A 14,904-nucleotide genomic window follows, 5' to 3' on the forward strand; every position below is an offset into this window, starting at 1 on the left:
TCGGTCGAGGACTTATCCACAAATCCTTAGCAATCATGCATATCTAGTTTTGAAGGTGCATATAATCACGGAGAGTTACCCAAGAGGCCGAAGGGGACGGTTTGCTAAACCGTTAGTATGCGCAAGCGTAGCGAGGGTTCGAATCCCTCACTCTCCGCCTTTTTTATTTTGGCGGCGTAGCTCAGCTGGTTAGAGCGTTCGGTTCATACCCGAAAGGTCGGGGGTTCGATTCCCTCCACCGCTACCAAACTACAAAAAAATATGGCGGTCGTGGCGAAGGGGTTAACGCACCGGATTGTGGCTCCGGCACTCGTGGGTTCAAGTCCCATCGATCGCCCCATAACAACATGGGAGTATAGCCAAGTGGTAAGGCACGGGTCTGCAAAACCCTTATCCCCGGTTCAAATCCGGGTACTCCCTCCATTTTAGTCCCAGTAGCTCAGCAGGATAGAGCAACGGCCTTCTAAGCCGTCGGTCGGGAGTTCGAATCTCTCCTGGGACGCCACGCCTTTTCAAAAGATAGCCTCCCTAAGACGTTGTGGCGTCCGCAGGAGGTTTTTTTCGTAGAAGATAACGCGTCTTTCAGGATGCAAACAGAAGCAAGTGATAAGTCATATGGCCTATTTCAAAAAAATAGTAAAAAAACTTTCATCCACAACTGGAAATATTTTGTCTGATTTGTCATAAATTATGTAAAAAAATCACAGAATATGGCTCCCTTTCTATTCGGAAAATGTGACGAAACGATGATATTTTTGTAGAGAGGCGTTTGCATTCTTTCGAAGTTTTTGCGACATGTAACTTTCTTTTTCGACAAACGTATCTAATAGAAGACTGGACAAAAAAACGATAGTTTGACAGGAAAAATATGGGCTCGATTCAGTCGAAAACGATATTGACTTGCGAAAATTGATTGTGTATACTCAAAAACGTACGTCGTGTCAACAGAAAAACACGAGTAAAATCAGCGTTTATAGGCGGTCGTGGTGGAATTGGCAGACACACCATCTTGAGGGGGTGGCGGGGCGACCCGTGCGAGTTCGAGTCTCGCCGACCGCACCAATCCCGGAAACAATCAGGAAGAAATGGAAACGAGTGTTTGTATTTTTCTAAATAAATGGAGCCTTTTTCGACAAGGGCTTTTTTTTCTGCCAACTGCGAAGCACTGTCGAATAGAAAGAGAAAAAGGTGGGAAAGGTGATAGCAGTGCCTTATTTTTTCCCACTTTTGGGTCATTGCTTATGAATCGCATTTGATGTAAACTGCCAATTGAGAGAAAAACAATAGAGAAATGTTGGAAAAACAACACTACCTAAATTCAGATCAGACCCAATCTGGTTTAGGTCGAGGAGAAGAACCCATGAGTGTAATTAGAGAGATCATTGAGGGATTATTCATCGGATTTACTTCTGCGGTGGGTGTAATCGGCACATACCAAACACTGGTTTCTTGTGCAGGCCTGTTCCGCAAAAAAGAGCAAGTAACAACTGAGCCGCAAAAGACGTTTGCTGTGCTCGTGGCAGCTCACAATGAGAGCGCCGTAATTGCTCCGCTTATTGAAAACCTGAAGAAACTCGACTATCCACGTGAAATGTACGACATCTTCGTCATTTGCGACAACTGTACAGATAACACGGCAGAAATTAGTCGGGCGCATGGTGCAATCGCATGTGAGCGTTTTGACACATCCAAGCGTGGGAAAGGCTACGGCATCGAATGGATGCTGGAGAACCTCTGGGCAAGACCTAAGCAGTATGACGCTGTCGTCATGTTTGATGCTGACAACTTGGTTGAGAAAAACTTCCTGAAAGTAATGAATGACCGTCTCAGCAAAGGGGCGCGTGTGATTCAAGGTTACCTCGACTCCAAGAACCCGTTTGATTCCTGGATTACGTTGTCCTATGCGGTTACCTACTGGTTTACAAACCGTATGTGGCAGCTGGCTCGTCACAATTTGGGACTGCCGAATACTTTGGGCGGAACTGGCTTGTGCATTGAGAGCAACCTGCTCAAAGAAATGGGCTGGGGAGCAACCAGTCTCACGGAAGACCTGGAATTTGCAACACGTTGTATTGAACGCGGTATTTACCCGACTTGGGCACATGACACCAAGGTCTGGGATGAAAAACCGATTGATTTAAAATCGTCGATGCGCCAGCGTTTGCGTTGGATGCAAGGGCATTACGATGTGGCAGGACGCTACATTCGAGCTGTATTGTTTAATGGATTGAAGTCAAGAAAGCTGGGAATGCTTGATGCAGCCTTCTACCTCTTCCAACCGATGTATGTGCTGATGGTGACGATGATGTCGGTATTGTTCTTGGCAAGATTTTTTGATATCGGTACGCTGACAACAGTATCCACGATCTTGCCTACATGGCTGGTATACGGTTCTACTGCCGTGTTCTACCTGTTGCCGATCTTGGCCCTCTATTTGGATAAAGTTCCGTGGAAGGGGTATTTCGGGCTCCTCTTGCTACCATTCTTTTTCCTGACTTGGCTTCCGATTATGTTTTACGCGTTCTTTACGAAGAAAAACCAAGAGTGGAGTCATACCTCTCACACACGCGCGATTCGTATCGAGGAGATCCAGCAATAGTGACGTAAAGCAAAAACCACAGGGGGAATTTTCACCTGTGGTTTTCCTATTATCTTAAAGTAGCGAGACCGTTGCCGAATTTGGTATAATGACGTGATCAAGCAAGTAGCGTTCGCCAACGGGATTAAGGCACCAGCGCCAGACGTAGCGGTGCCCATAGGAGGAAAACAGCAATGAAGCTCGCGACAGATATTCACAGCAACGACGTCCCATTGTTGTGGGGCGATAAGCGATACCATACATGGAATTATCATTTAAGAGGGACTTTTCACGAAAAGATTTTCAAGGTTCCATTGGATGGCGGTTTTAGTTGTCCGAATCGGGATGGGAAAGTAGCGACAGGCGGCTGCACGTTCTGCAGCGCGAGAGGATCTGGAGATTTTGCTGGTGACCGCAGAATGGACCTGGAAAGACAGTTTCATGATGTGAAAAACCGCATGCACGAGAAATGGCCGCAAGCCAAGTATTTGGGCTTCTTCCAAGCGTACACGAATACGTATGCACCAGTGGAGGAGCTACGGGAGATGTACGAAGTCATCCTCCAACAAGAAGGTGTAGTCGGACTCTCCATTGCCACACGTCCTGACTGCCTGCCTGACGATGTTGTGGAGTATTTGGCTGAATTGAATGAGCGCACATATTTGTGGGTGGAGCTCGGTCTACAGACAGTACATGAGCACACAGCCCAGTTAATTAATCGGGCGCACGATTATCAATGCTACGTGGATGCTGTAGAGCGTTTGCGCAAGCACAACATCCGTGTATGCTCTCATATCATCTACGGATTGCCAGGAGAGAGCCACGAAGAGATGATGCAGACGGCAGATGCTGTGGCACATCTGGATGTGCAGGGGATCAAGATACACCTGTTGCACCTACTGCGCAAAACGCCGATGGTGAAGCAATACGACGCAGGTTTGTTGGAATTCCTGTCACAGGAAGAGTACACGAAGCTCGTTGTGGATACATTGGAAATTTTACCTCCAGAGATGATCGTCCATCGAATCACAGGGGACGGACCACCCGATCTCTTGATTGGACCGATGTGGAGTCGCAAAAAGTGGGAAGTTCTAAATGGCATTGATGCAGAACTGAAAGCGCGGAATAGCTGGCAAGGAAAGTTTTTCGTGCCACGTACGTAATGATGCAGCAACAAAGGGAGCCTTTTCTGGGCTCCTTTTTTTATAGATTGCGAATCAGATTTCTCGCACGCTTCGGGTAATTGGTGATCAGACCATCTACACCACAGTCAATGGCTCGCTGGATTTGCCGACCAGTATTTACGGTCCAGCTCAAAACTTCAAAATGATGATCCTTTGCTTGTTTGACCAAGTCTTCCGTCAATTGATCATAAGGGACGTGCAATTGATCAGCTCGATAGCTGCGTGCTACTTCCCAAGGCTTGGCGAGTGGTCCAATATATAAAAGTCCCGTCGTTTGCGTGGCATCCAATTGCTTGATTCGTAAAAGGCTGTCGAAGTTAAACGTTGAAATAATGGTTCGCTCCGTTAGCTGATATCGCCTGATTTGTTCGATGACGAGCTCCTCTAAGTGGGGTTGATCCAGGAAAAAATTTTTCATCTCGATGATGAAGCGCAGTGGTGTGTCGACAAACGTCTGGAATACCTCCTGCAGGGTTGGAATGTGGGCTTTAGGTACTCGCATAGACGAGTCTTTATCCGCACGTAGCTGACGCAGTTCACGCAATGTGTAATTTCGCACCAATCCAGAACCATTGGTCGTGCGCTCCAGGTTGTGGTCATGAATGACAGCCAGCTTATTATCACTGCTGAGCTGGACGTCCAATTCGATCCCATTGGCTCTTCTGCGGACGGCTGCTTGAAACGATTCCATCGTATTTTCCGGATATAGGCCGGAAGCGCCACGATGGGCATAGATAAGTGGGGGCACGAGGGCTTCCTCCCTTCTCGAGCATGTGTCACCTACTACCATGATATGTAAAAGGCCCCTCGATACGACCTGACATGAGAGGCATCTCCAGGAGTCTATCCGATTACAACGAGTACGATGACCAAAAGGACAAAGAGGACAAGGATCAGGGCAAAATTGTTATTGCAGCTCACAAAAAACACCCTCCTTCTTGCACATGAAGCATCTACTTTCATGGTATGAAGAACAAGTGAATATGACCCAACAATATGCCCACCTTGTGTTTTTTTGTGCATGAAGAACGCTTTTTTATACAGATTGGCAGATGACGGTCTTACTTGTTTTGCTACAATGAGAGGAGGAGTACTGTAGGGGAGGATGAAGACCGTGATAAATGTTGTAGGCGCACAGGACGCTGGCGACCTGATCATTGATCGACAAAATCGTCGGGTAAAGCTGCAGGTATATGAACCATCACAAATCGAGCAGTGGGATCGGGTCATGAAGGAGCTGGCCGAAGAGTCAGAGGCAACAAAAGTCATTGTGTACGGGAAGAAACAAGATATTCCGCAATGGAAATCCCTGGGTTACGAGCTGGAGGGAACCATCGATGGTTTTTTTCAAGGGGAAAACGCACAGATGCTCACCCGCTATCTGACGAAAGAGCGGGCTACCTCTGGTGCAGAAAAACTTGCCGAGGAAATTCTTACGCTAAGCCTGTCAAAAGCGGGGAGTACGATAGAGAAATCATTACCCGATGGATACCACCTGCGTGAAGCAACGGAGGCAGATACGAAGGAATTGGCGTGTCTGTATGGACTGGTATTCGCGACGTATCCTACACCGATGAACGATCCGTCCTACATTCGCAAAACCATGCAAGAAGGCACCATCTACTATGTCGTTGAATTTGAAGGCAAGATTGCATGTGCTGCGTCAGCTGAAGTATCGGAACGATTTGGTTCAGCGGAAATGACGGATTGCGCGACCCATCCAGACCATGCGGGGAAAGGTCTCCTCCAACCGCTGTTTATCGCGCTGGAACAAAGGATGGAGGAGGCGGGGATTTACTTTTTGTACACCTTGACCCGGGCACAATCTGCAGGAATGAATGTGACGGCTGCCAAAATGGGCTATGCATACCGCGGACGGCTAATTAACAATTGTACGATCTTTTCAGGTTATGAAGACATGAATATATGGGTAAGGCCACTTCGCCCGACGAGGGAATAACAGGCTACCTGTTTGTAGGATACAACTGCTGTTGCAGACGACGGGCCATCAGGGCCAACTGAAGCTGCCAGCGTTGATGAGCATCCTCCAGGCGGTAGCCTGTTTTTTCTTCAATTTGAGTCAACCGGTACTTGAGCGTATGTCGATGGATATACAAGGCTTGCGAGGTCTGTAGACCGTTTCCATTCTGGGCCAAATACACTTCAAGTGTTTCGAGAAGCTGTTGATTGTATTTCGTATCATAGCGAATTAATGGTTCCAGCAATGGGTTCCACAGGCGGAGCAAGCTTTCTTTTTCACGATGGTACGGAAATAAAAACTGATAGCCCTGCATATCCCGGTATCGCAAAATTTGCGGGGATTGGGCCAACAGCGGGTACGCTTGTAGAGCAAACATCGCTTCTTCGGAGGCACTGACGACGTTTGGCAATTGCTCACAGGGATTGCTCAATGCGATTTGTAGGTCAAGAGAAGGGTGCAGCCCTCTCCAGCGGGAAGTGAGTTGTTCCAGCAAGCGCAGGCTCGTCTGATCATCCGGCAAAATAAACAAGAGGCAATGTGGCCGCTCGCGCAGTAAATAAGAGCGCTGATGACGATCGCTAAGCCTCCGCATCAACGTAATGACACTTTGATGCATGTCTCCGAGCATCGTCTGATCGGCTACCTCTACGCGAACAGCGACACAGAGATGATGTCCAGCAAGCGGGTACCCCAGCATGCGACAACGGCTCTCCAGCTCTGTATGGGTCATCTGTTGTCCGTTCAGCAGTTCCTCCACAAAATCCCCTTTTAACCGCCATTCCGTTGCGGCTACTGCCCTTTCCTTTACATATTCGAGTGCACATAAGGTAGCGGCATGCTGTAGAGCGACGTCATCGAGTTCTTTCCAGGCGTGCTCGGACTTCGCTAATGTCAACGTGCCAAAATGCTCACGATTGGCGCGAATCGGTACACGATGCGCGATTTCCTGGGACTGATCAGGCGGCAGTGCTTCCGAACTGCCATGCTGTGTGACTTCAAAGCCTAATGCATCGATAAGCGACACGACGCCTCCCGTAAGTGCAGCGAGCTCGCCGGCGATGGCGGGAAGGCCCCCTTTGGACAGGGCAGCGTCAATCATTCGATTATGAATCGCCGAGGAATAGGCCAGCGTCTCAAATTGCCGATTCATGATCGGCTGCAAGATGGCTTTGGTTATGGTTGAAAAGTTTATCTCCGTGGGAATTTCAATCAATGGAAGTTGATAGTGATCCGCCAAAGTCAAAAACGTCTCAGGAATTTCCCGTAAATAAAAGCCCGTATGAATCGCAACGCCACTCAGTTTTTGCTTCGCCAACGAAGGAATAAAAGAAGCGAGCTTTTCCGTATGTTCAGTCAGCCCAAAGCCGGTTGTAATCAAAAACTCGCCTTCCTGCAAGCGACTCGTATCCTCCAGCACCTCGACAATTGTCACCCAACGAATCGGATTGTCCAGTCCGCCTGCTCCTGCGATCAGCTTGGTGTGAACCATGTCCGGCAGTTGCAGCGCTTCTCTTATCGTGATGGTCATCAGGTATCTCCTCCAAAAGCCTCGGTAAAGGTTCTCTTATACAAAATGTACAAAAGATTTCGTCTCTTTTCCATGTTTTTTTGCCAGCACGTAGGATGGCTCTTGCGTGCTGGTCAGCTAGGATAGAGGTAGAGAATAAGCGAGGTGGCGACGAAAATGACAAAAAGCTATGTAATCAAGCCTGAATTGGGCAAAGAGTATCCGGTTATTTCTCACGGAAAAGGCATCTATCTTTACGATAAAGAGGGGAATCGTTACATCGACGGTTCCAGTGGAGCGGTGACGGCAAGCATTGGTCACGGTGTAGAAGAAGTGGCTGAGGCGATGTATGCACAAGCCAAGGAGGTTTCCTTCGTATACCGCTCGCATTTTAGCAGCGATGCTGTGGAGAAGCTGGCTTCAAAGCTGGCTGAGTGGGCACCAGGCTCACTGAACTGGACGTTTTTTGTCAGCAGCGGTTCGGAAGCAACAGAGACTGCACAAAAAATCGCGATTCAATACTGGCAGGAAAAAGGAAGACCAACGAAAAACCGGATTATCTCCCGCTGGATGAGCTATCACGGGATTACAATGGGTGCACTTTCGATGTCTGGACACGTCTTGCGCAGAAAGCGATTCACCTCATTATTGGCTGACTATCCGGCGATCACAGGACCATATCTGTATCGCAAGCCAGAAGATATGTCCCTCGAATCGTATGCGCTTGCGTGTGCAAACGAGCTGGAGACCGCGATTTTGCGCGTCGGACCTGAGCAGGTAGCGGCATTCATCGCAGAGCCTGTCATCGGGGCTTCTGGTGGAGCGGTCGTGCCACCAGATGGTTACTTCCAACGCATTCGCGAGATTTGCGACAAGTATGAGGTTCTGTTTATCGCAGACGAAGTGATGACAGGAGTAGGTCGCACAGGGAAAGCGTTTGGAATCGACCATTGGGGAGTTATACCTGACTTGATGGCATTGGGCAAAGGCATGAGTGCCGGTTACACGCCTATGGCTGCTACGATTGTCTCGGACGAAATTATTGAGACCATTACAAAAGGCAGCGGCTCGATTATGGCAGGACATACGTATAGCGCCAATCCACAATCTGCTGCTGTTTCTCTGGCTGTCCTCGACTATGTGGAGAAGCATCAGCTCGTCGACAAAGCAGCAGAACAAGGAGCTTATTTGCTTGAACGCCTAAAAGAACTGGCTAACGAGCTACCGTTGATCGGAGATGCACGTGGTCTTGGCATGCTGTGCGCGTTAGAGTTTGTGAAAAACAAGCAGACAAAAGAGCCGTTTGCGCTTTCGCAAGGAGTAGGCGTGAAGGTCATTGAAAAAGCATTTGAAAAAGGCTTACTTATTTATCCTGCAATGGGCGGAATCGAAGGGGTGGCAGGAGACGCTGTCATCATCTCACCTCCACTGACCATTACTACGGAGCAAATCGATGAGCTGATATCTCTGCTGAAAGAAGCGGTGATTGCTGTTCAGCAAGAGCTCCAAGACAAGGCACTGATCGGATAGAGAAGGAGGAACGAGGATGACAAACCGATTTGAAAAGGTCGTCTCCCTGTCCGAAGCGCTCACCCATTTTCGCGATGGGATGACGCTGTTGGCAGGGGGCTTCGGTGGGGTAGGCAACCCGCCTACTTTGATTCAGGGGATTTTGGATAGGGGCGTGCGTGATATGACGCTGATCAGTAACGATACTGCTTTCCCGCATATCGGAATCGGCAAGTTGGTGACCGAAAAGCGCGTCAAAAAAGTGATAGCTTCTCATATTGGCTCAAATCCGAACGCAGGGGCCCAAATGACGGCTGGAGAGCTGGAAGTAGAGTTCTGCCCGCAGGGGATACTTGCAGAGCGTGTACGGGCAGGTGGAGTCGGTCTGGGAGGCATTCTATCGGATGTCGGCATCGGGACGATCGCGGAAAAAGGGAAGCAGAAGGTCGTTCTGGATGGAAAGGAATATCTATTGGAGACACCGCTCACTGCCGAAGTGGCTATCGTACATGCGAAAAAAGCGGATCGCTTTGGTAATTTGGTGTTTGATACAAGTGCACGTAATTTCAATCCGTTAGTGGCGATGGCGGGAGACATTACTATCGTGGAAGCGGATGAGATTGTCGAGGTAGGCATGATCGACCCGGAAGAAATCGTCACCCCGGGCGTTTTCGTGAACTTTATCGTCCAAAGTGAAGGGGTGAACTGGCAATGGGCATGGGAGAAGTAAATGAAACAGAGAGCTATCGTGAGCGTATTGCCCGCCGCGCAGCATTGGAAATAGAAGACGGAATGATTATTAATCTGGGAATCGGCATTCCAACGTTGGTTGCGGATTTTATACCAGCTGACAAACGGGTCATGTTTCACGCGGAGAACGGCATTCTCGGTACAGGACCAAGTCCTGCGAAAGGCGAGGAGAACGCCATGCTTTGCAATGCGGGCGGTTTTCCTGTCACGCTCGCCACAGGGGCATCCTTTTTTGACAGTGCGACTGCTTTTGCCATCATCCGCCGTGGGCTATTGGACATGACGATTTTAGGAGTCCTGGAAGTAAGCCAAAATGGTGACATTGCTAACTGGATCGTTCCAGGGAAACGTGTCCCAGGCATGGGAGGAGCTATGGAGCTGGCACAAAAGGCCAAGAAGGTCATGGTTGTGACCACGCATCTGGATAAAAACGGACGTTCGAAAATCGTTCGGGAATGCTCATTGCCGTTAACCGCGACAAAAGCGGCGGATTTGATCATCACAGACATGGCAGTGATGGAGGTCATGCCAGATGGGTTGTATCTGCGAGAAGTCATGTATCCATACAGTGTCGCTGACGTGATTGGAGCAACGGAAGCCGAGCTCAAGATGGCCGGAGAGGTTGGCGTTTTCCGCTAAGCAAAGACAAAAACCATGGAACGGGGGAAAAACATGGCAAACTGGCAGGTGCTTATTCGGGAGCAATTGGTAAAAGATCGCGAGGCTGCTGTTCAACTGCTGCAGCAATGGGTAAAAAGCCCGAGCGTACAAGGAGAAGAGCAATCCATCCAGCAAAGCATTGCTGAGCTTTTGGGGCAGATGGGGCTGGACGTAGACTTATGGGTCATGGAAGGCGAAGAGCTGGTGTCACATCCGTATTTTGTCTCTCCGCGTACGACGTTTGAAGGCAGCCCAAATGTCGTCGGTGTGTGGAAGGGACAAGGAGATGGGCGTTCCATCATTCTAAACGGACACGTGGATGTAGTACCCGCGGGCGATCTGGCACAGTGGAGCGATGATCCGTTTAGCGGGAAGGTTGAGGACGGCAAGCTTTACGGACGTGGAGCAACAGACATGAAGGGTGGAAACTTATCTTCACTGTTGGCGATCCAGGTTCTACAGAAGTTGGGTGTGAAACTGAAAGGTGACGTCATTTTTCAGAGCGTCGTAGAAGAAGAAAGCGGCGGTGCAGGCACACTGGCGACAATCATTCGCGGGTACAAGGCGGATGCTGCCCTGATTCCAGAGCCGACCAATATGAAAATTTTCCCGAAGCAGCAAGGCTCCATGTGGTTCAGATTAACTGTCAAAGGGCGTTCTGCTCACGGAGGGACCCGCTACGAGGGAGTCAGTGCCATCGAAAAGAGCATGCTCGTCGTTCAAGCAATTGGTCAATTGGAAAAAGAGCGTAACGATCGACTCGATGATCCGCTTTACGCCAAGCTGCCCATTCCGATCCCGATTAATCTGGGGGTGATTGAGGGTGGCAAGTGGCCTTCGTCTGTAGCTGACCTCGTCAAGCTGGAAGGAAGGATGGGAGTTGCCCCAGGAGAGCAGATGGACGATGCCAAAGCAGAAATGGCAGCAGCACTCAAAAAGCTGGCAGAGGTCGACCCGTGGTTTGCAGAACAGCCCGTCGAGCTGGAATGGTTTGGCGCTCGCTGGGTCCCGGGAGCAGTGGAGCTAGATCATCCGTTGATGGATATTCTGCATGCGCAGTTTGAAGCTGTAACTGGAGATCGTGCCACTGTGGAAGCATCGCCTTGGGGAACAGATGGCGGTTTGTTGACTGCTTTGGCCAATACCCCAGCGATTGTTGTCGGACCTGGAGTCACGCAGGTTGCACACTATCCGAATGAATACATCGTTTTGGATGAGGTATTCCGTTGCGCTGAGATCTTTGCGCTTACGTTACTCGAATGGTGCGGTGTGGCTGAAAGTGTGAAAGAGTAAAAAGATATCCAAATATTTCAAAATCAAGACAGGAAGGCACGCGTATGAGGGAGAATGATTGGAAGGTGAACTCCAATCAATGAGAGTGGGGATATGCCGATGAAAAAAACGTGCTTTATCGGGGGAGAGTGGGTGCCAGCCACTGCTCATGCACCGCTACTCTCTCCATGTACGGGTCAAGAGATTGCACAAATTTCGCAAGCAGACTCATCATTGGTTGAAAAAGCAATTGCTGCGGCCCACGAAGCGACAACCGTCATGCGGCGCCTTCCTGCCTATCAACGCGCCTTTCTGCTTGAAAAAATCTCGATTTTGATGAATGAACGTTTGGAGGAAGCGGCGCGGATCATCGCACTAGAAGCGGGGAAACCAATCAAAACAGCCCGCGGTGAAGTGATTCGAACCATTCAGACGTATAAGTTTGCGGCAGAGGAAGCCAAACGCCTCCACGGAGAAACCGTACCACTCGATGCAGCTATCGGTGGAGAGGGACGCTTGGCTTATACCGTGCGTGAACCACTGGGAGTCATCGGGGCAATTACACCCTTTAATTTTCCGATGAATCTCGTCGCCCATAAGGTCGGACCTGCTCTCGCTGCTGGCAATACTGTTGTTCTCAAGCCAGCATCGCAGACACCGCTTAGCGCATTGTTTCTGGCAGAGCTCGCAGAGCAAGCTGGTGTGCCTGCTGGCGCCCTCAATGTGATCACGGGCAGTGGGGCGAGCGTTGGCGATAAAATCGTGTCTGACCCGCGAGTCAGGGCGGTGACGTTTACAGGGAGCCCGAGTGTTGGGCTGGATATACGCAATCGAGCGGGTATGAAAAGAGTAACGCTCGAGCTGGGATCGAATTCGGCAGTGATCGTTGATCGTGATGTGCAGCTGAATGAAGTGATTCCTCGATGCGTTTTTGGCGCATTCGCCTACTCTGGGCAGGTATGTATCTCTGTGCAAAGAATTTATGTGGTCAAAGAGATCTATCAAGATTTCGTCCAACGTTTTGTTGAACAAACACGAGCACTTCGTGGTGGTGATTCGCTCTCTGAGGACGCGGACTATTCCGCCATGATCAATCCGCGCGAAACAGAACGTGCGATGGAGTGGATTCATGAGGCGCTCCAGCATGGGGCACGTTTGGAGTGTGGGGGACAGATCGTGGATCGGATGCTCCAACCTACGGTGTTGACCGGTGTTCCGGCAGATGCAAAAGTATCTTGTCAGGAAGTATTCGGCCCTGTCGTTCTAATTAATCCAGTGGAGTCCGTCCGGCAAGGTATTACATTGGTCAATGATTCACGCTATGGATTACAGGCTGGTGTCTATACCAACAATCTATCGTTGGCTCTGGAAGCGGCAGAAGAGCTGCGCGTGGGCGGTGTGATGGTGAATGATATTCCGACATTTCGCGTGGATCATATGCCCTACGGTGGCGTAAAGGAGAGCGGACTTGGTCGGGAAGGGGTCAAATACGCGATAGAAGAAATGACGGAATTGAAACTCGTTGCCATCAAGCGATAAAGGAAACGAATACGGGCTCTTGCAAAAAATAGTAGAGCTGTGATATAGTATGTATTGTTGAAATACGGAGGGATACCGAAGTGGTCATAACGGGGCGGTCTTGAAAACCGTTAGAGTGCAAGCTCACGCGGGTTCGAATCCTGCTCCCTCCGCCATAAATACAAATGAACCGACTCCAGTTGAGAAGCTGGGGTCTTTTTTATGGTCGAGCGCTTTGAGAGAAGTAGATGTTTCTTTTTTATGAAAATATCAGAAAATAAAGAAAACTATTATATAATGGAGATGAGACTATAAGTGATGGGGGAATTTGCATGCTCGAAGCGCAAAGGGTTCGTAGAAATGCACTTGGCGATATTTTGCGAAGAAGTCGTTGGCGAAATCCTGATAAGCCTGCCCTGTACTTTGAGGAAGAAGTATTGACTTACACACAGCTTGATCAGCTTGCAAATAAGACGGCTCATACGCTTCTTTCAAAAGGTTTGCAAAAAGGGGAGCGGGTAGCAGTACTGTCACGCAACTCGATGGATTTTGCGATTCTGAACTTTGGGCTCGCGAAAGCAGGAGTCATCATGGTGCCAATCAACTTCATGTTGAATAAGGAAGATGTCGCCTATATTTTGGGGCATTCGAAAGTGAGTGCGTGCTTCGTAGCTCCCGAATTCCTGCAACTCGCTCAGGACGGACTCCAATTAGCTGGAATTTCCCCCAAGCTGCTTTCCCTCATGTCCAAACCAGCAGTACAAGCAGGAGAATGGTTGCCTTTTCGCACGCTGATTGAAGCGGCAGACGACCATGAGCCTGAATTAGACATAGCAGACGAAGATGTTGTGCAAATTTTGTATACCAGCGGAACGGAATCAAAGCCAAAGGGCGTTATGCTCACTCATAAAAGCATCATCTCTGAATATGTCAGCGCGATTATCGAAGGCGGGATGACGCAGGATGATGTGGCTGTTCACGCGCTTCCTTTGTTCCATAGTGCGCAGCTTCATTGCTTTTTGGGACCGTACGTTTACCTAGGTGGGAGCGGAATTATTTTGGAACAGGCAACTCCTGCGTTGATACTGGAGACGGTAGAGGCGTATAAGGCTACTCAGTTGTTTTGCCCGCCAACCGTGTGGATTGCTTTATTGCGTTCTCCCGATTTTGCCGCGCGTAATTTGAGTTCTTTGCAAAAGTGCTACTATGGTGCTGCGATCATGCCCGTAGAAGTGTTAAAAGAGCTGGGTCTACGCCTCCCGAACGCCCAGTTTTACAATTTTTACGGACAGACGGAAGTGGCGCCATTAGCAACTGTTTTACAACCGAAGGATCAGATGAGAAAAGCAGGCTCTGCAGGCAAGCCAGCGTTAAATGTGGAAACAAAAATCGTCGATGATGATGGAAATGAAGTCCTTCGTGGAAGTGTTGGTGAAATAGTTCACAGGACCAGCCATGCGATGCTGGGTTATTTCCGTGATGAGGAGAAGACACAGGCTGCCTTCCAGGGAGGGTGGTTTCACAGCGGGGATTTGGGCATCATGGATGACGAAGGCTATATCACCGTGGTTGATCGGAAAAAGGATATGATTAAATCGGGGGGAGAGAACGTAGCAAGCAGAGAGGTTGAGGAGCTTATTTATCAACATCCGAAAGTGTCCGAGGTCGCAGTGATCGGTGTTCCCCATCCGTACTGGATCGAAGCAGTGACGGCCGTCGTTGTACCAAAAGCAGGTGAGTTACTGACTGCTGACGAGATGCTTGTTTTTTGCAAAGATCGTCTTTCCTCCTTCAAAGCACCCAAATATGTAGTGATTGCTGACAATCTTCCAAGAAACCCTAGCGGCAAAATTTTGAAAAGAGAGCTGCGCCTCCTATACGAAACGCTGACGACTTAGCCACTCGCAGGGTCTAAAGCACAGAAAAACCCGCTATGTGACGGAGC

The 14,904-nt window shown here is 49.3% G+C and carries 12 protein-coding genes and 7 tRNA genes; 16 read left to right on the forward strand and 3 right to left on the reverse strand.

The genetic code is table 11. The features are described from left to right. Positions 1 to 69 precede the first annotated feature (69 nt). The 8 genes from ACM6JA_RS05580 (at position 70) to ACM6JA_RS05615 (ending at position 3,741) form a co-directional block, all read left to right on the forward strand. Positions 70 to 157 (forward strand) — tRNA-Ser (locus ACM6JA_RS05580). A 13-nt stretch (positions 158 to 170) separates the two neighbouring features. Continuing rightward, positions 171 to 247, forward strand: a tRNA-Met gene (locus tag ACM6JA_RS05585). 17 nt (positions 248 to 264) lie between these two features. Further along, a tRNA-His gene (locus ACM6JA_RS05590) sits at positions 265 to 340 on the forward strand. Between the two features lie 9 nt (positions 341 to 349). Continuing rightward, positions 350 to 423: transfer RNA gene (locus ACM6JA_RS05595), tRNA-Cys, on the forward strand. A 5-nt stretch (positions 424 to 428) separates the two neighbouring features. After that, positions 429 to 505 (forward strand) — tRNA-Arg (locus ACM6JA_RS05600). 472 nt (positions 506 to 977) lie between these two features. Next, positions 978 to 1,062, forward strand: a tRNA-Leu gene (locus ACM6JA_RS05605). 298 nt (positions 1,063 to 1,360) lie between these two features. Continuing rightward, positions 1,361 to 2,599, forward strand: coding sequence for a glycosyltransferase family 2 protein (locus ACM6JA_RS05610; protein WP_007724131.1), 1,239 nt, complete (start codon positions 1,361 to 1,363; stop codon positions 2,597 to 2,599). 173 nt (positions 2,600 to 2,772) lie between these two features. Then, a complete protein-coding gene (locus ACM6JA_RS05615) occupies positions 2,773 to 3,741 on the forward strand; it encodes a TIGR01212 family radical SAM protein (RefSeq protein WP_414851518.1) in 969 nt (322 codons plus the stop codon). Between the two features lie 40 nt (positions 3,742 to 3,781). Here the strand turns inward: ACM6JA_RS05615 and ACM6JA_RS05620 are convergent, their stop codons facing one another. After that, complete coding sequence (locus ACM6JA_RS05620) at positions 3,782 to 4,510, reverse strand: glycerophosphodiester phosphodiesterase (RefSeq protein WP_414851519.1); 729 nt, start codon at positions 4,508 to 4,510, stop codon at positions 3,782 to 3,784. Positions 4,511 to 4,605: 95 nt separating this feature from the next. Continuing rightward, positions 4,606 to 4,920 carry a sporulation protein YjcZ gene (yjcZ, locus tag ACM6JA_RS05625; RefSeq protein ID WP_414851520.1) on the reverse strand — a complete coding sequence of 105 codons (315 nt, stop codon included), beginning with the start codon at positions 4,918 to 4,920 and terminating at the stop codon, positions 4,606 to 4,608. Here yjcZ and ablB point away from each other — a divergent pair. Beyond that, positions 4,868 to 5,722, forward strand: a complete 855-nt coding sequence (gene ablB / locus ACM6JA_RS05630; protein ID WP_414851521.1) for a putative beta-lysine N-acetyltransferase — start codon at positions 4,868 to 4,870, stop codon at positions 5,720 to 5,722. The two genes, yjcZ and ablB, sit on opposite strands and share 53 nt — an antisense overlap. Positions 5,723 to 5,726: 4 nt before the next feature. Here the strand turns inward: ablB and ACM6JA_RS05635 are convergent, their stop codons facing one another. Continuing rightward, positions 5,727 to 7,271: a PucR family transcriptional regulator gene (locus ACM6JA_RS05635; RefSeq protein WP_414851522.1), complete on the reverse strand. Its 1,545-nt coding sequence runs from the start codon at positions 7,269 to 7,271 to the stop codon at positions 5,727 to 5,729. 156 nt (positions 7,272 to 7,427) lie between these two features. On the opposite strand from ACM6JA_RS05635, the gene ACM6JA_RS05640 reads away from it, so the two are divergent. The 7 genes from ACM6JA_RS05640 to ACM6JA_RS05670 all read left to right on the forward strand — a co-directional run bounded on the left by ACM6JA_RS05640 (position 7,428) and on the right by ACM6JA_RS05670 (position 14,857). Then, on the forward strand, positions 7,428 to 8,780 hold the full coding sequence (locus ACM6JA_RS05640) for an aspartate aminotransferase family protein (protein ID WP_414851523.1): 1,353 nt from the start codon (positions 7,428 to 7,430) through the stop codon (positions 8,778 to 8,780). A gap of 16 nt (positions 8,781 to 8,796) precedes the next feature. Continuing rightward, positions 8,797 to 9,489 (forward strand): 3-oxoacid CoA-transferase subunit A, encoded by a 693-nt coding sequence (locus ACM6JA_RS05645; RefSeq protein WP_414851524.1) that lies wholly within the window; start codon positions 8,797 to 8,799, stop codon positions 9,487 to 9,489. Further along, the gene (locus ACM6JA_RS05650) at positions 9,471 to 10,148 is read left to right on the forward strand and encodes a 3-oxoacid CoA-transferase subunit B (RefSeq protein WP_414851525.1); all 678 of its coding nucleotides are present in this window, start codon (positions 9,471 to 9,473) and stop codon (positions 10,146 to 10,148) included. The genes ACM6JA_RS05645 and ACM6JA_RS05650 overlap by 19 nt, the downstream gene beginning before the upstream one ends. 33 nt (positions 10,149 to 10,181) lie before the next feature. Then, positions 10,182 to 11,462: a peptidase gene (locus ACM6JA_RS05655; protein WP_414851526.1), complete on the forward strand. Its 1,281-nt coding sequence runs from the start codon at positions 10,182 to 10,184 to the stop codon at positions 11,460 to 11,462. Between the two features lie 99 nt (positions 11,463 to 11,561). After that, the gene (locus ACM6JA_RS05660; protein ID WP_414851527.1) at positions 11,562 to 12,980 is read left to right on the forward strand and encodes an aldehyde dehydrogenase family protein; all 1,419 of its coding nucleotides are present in this window, start codon (positions 11,562 to 11,564) and stop codon (positions 12,978 to 12,980) included. Between the two features lie 66 nt (positions 12,981 to 13,046). After that, positions 13,047 to 13,135, forward strand: a tRNA-Ser gene (locus tag ACM6JA_RS05665). Positions 13,136 to 13,291: 156 nt separating this feature from the next. Continuing rightward, complete coding sequence (locus ACM6JA_RS05670) at positions 13,292 to 14,857, forward strand: acyl-CoA synthetase (protein WP_414851528.1); 1,566 nt, start codon at positions 13,292 to 13,294, stop codon at positions 14,855 to 14,857. Positions 14,858 to 14,904 lie beyond the last annotated feature (47 nt).

This window comes from Brevibacillus sp. IT-7CA2 (assembly GCF_949767855.1).
Taxonomy (GTDB): Bacteria; Bacillota; Bacilli; order Brevibacillales; family Brevibacillaceae; genus Brevibacillus.

Bases quoted from the DNA above. Each gene is read 5' to 3' on its own strand.
- ACM6JA_RS05610 (WP_007724131.1), top strand. From the start codon at position 1,361: ATGAGTGTAATTAGAGAGATCATTGAGGGATTATTCATCGGATTTACT.
- ACM6JA_RS05615 (WP_414851518.1), top strand. From the start codon at position 2,773: ATGAAGCTCGCGACAGATATTCACAGCAACGACGTCCCATTGTTGTGG.
- ablB (WP_414851521.1), top strand. From the start codon at position 4,868: ATGAAGACCGTGATAAATGTTGTAGGCGCACAGGACGCTGGCGACCTG.
- yjcZ (WP_414851520.1), bottom strand. From the start codon at position 4,920: ATGATCAGGTCGCCAGCGTCCTGTGCGCCTACAACATTTATCACGGTC.
- ACM6JA_RS05635 (WP_414851522.1), bottom strand. From the start codon at position 7,271: ATGACCATCACGATAAGAGAAGCGCTGCAACTGCCGGACATGGTTCAC.
- ACM6JA_RS05640 (WP_414851523.1), top strand. From the start codon at position 7,428: ATGACAAAAAGCTATGTAATCAAGCCTGAATTGGGCAAAGAGTATCCG.
- ACM6JA_RS05645 (WP_414851524.1), top strand. From the start codon at position 8,797: ATGACAAACCGATTTGAAAAGGTCGTCTCCCTGTCCGAAGCGCTCACC.
- ACM6JA_RS05650 (WP_414851525.1), top strand. From the start codon at position 9,471: ATGGGCATGGGAGAAGTAAATGAAACAGAGAGCTATCGTGAGCGTATT.
- ACM6JA_RS05655 (WP_414851526.1), top strand. From the start codon at position 10,182: ATGGCAAACTGGCAGGTGCTTATTCGGGAGCAATTGGTAAAAGATCGC.
- ACM6JA_RS05660 (WP_414851527.1), top strand. From the start codon at position 11,562: ATGAAAAAAACGTGCTTTATCGGGGGAGAGTGGGTGCCAGCCACTGCT.
- ACM6JA_RS05670 (WP_414851528.1), top strand. From the start codon at position 13,292: ATGCTCGAAGCGCAAAGGGTTCGTAGAAATGCACTTGGCGATATTTTG.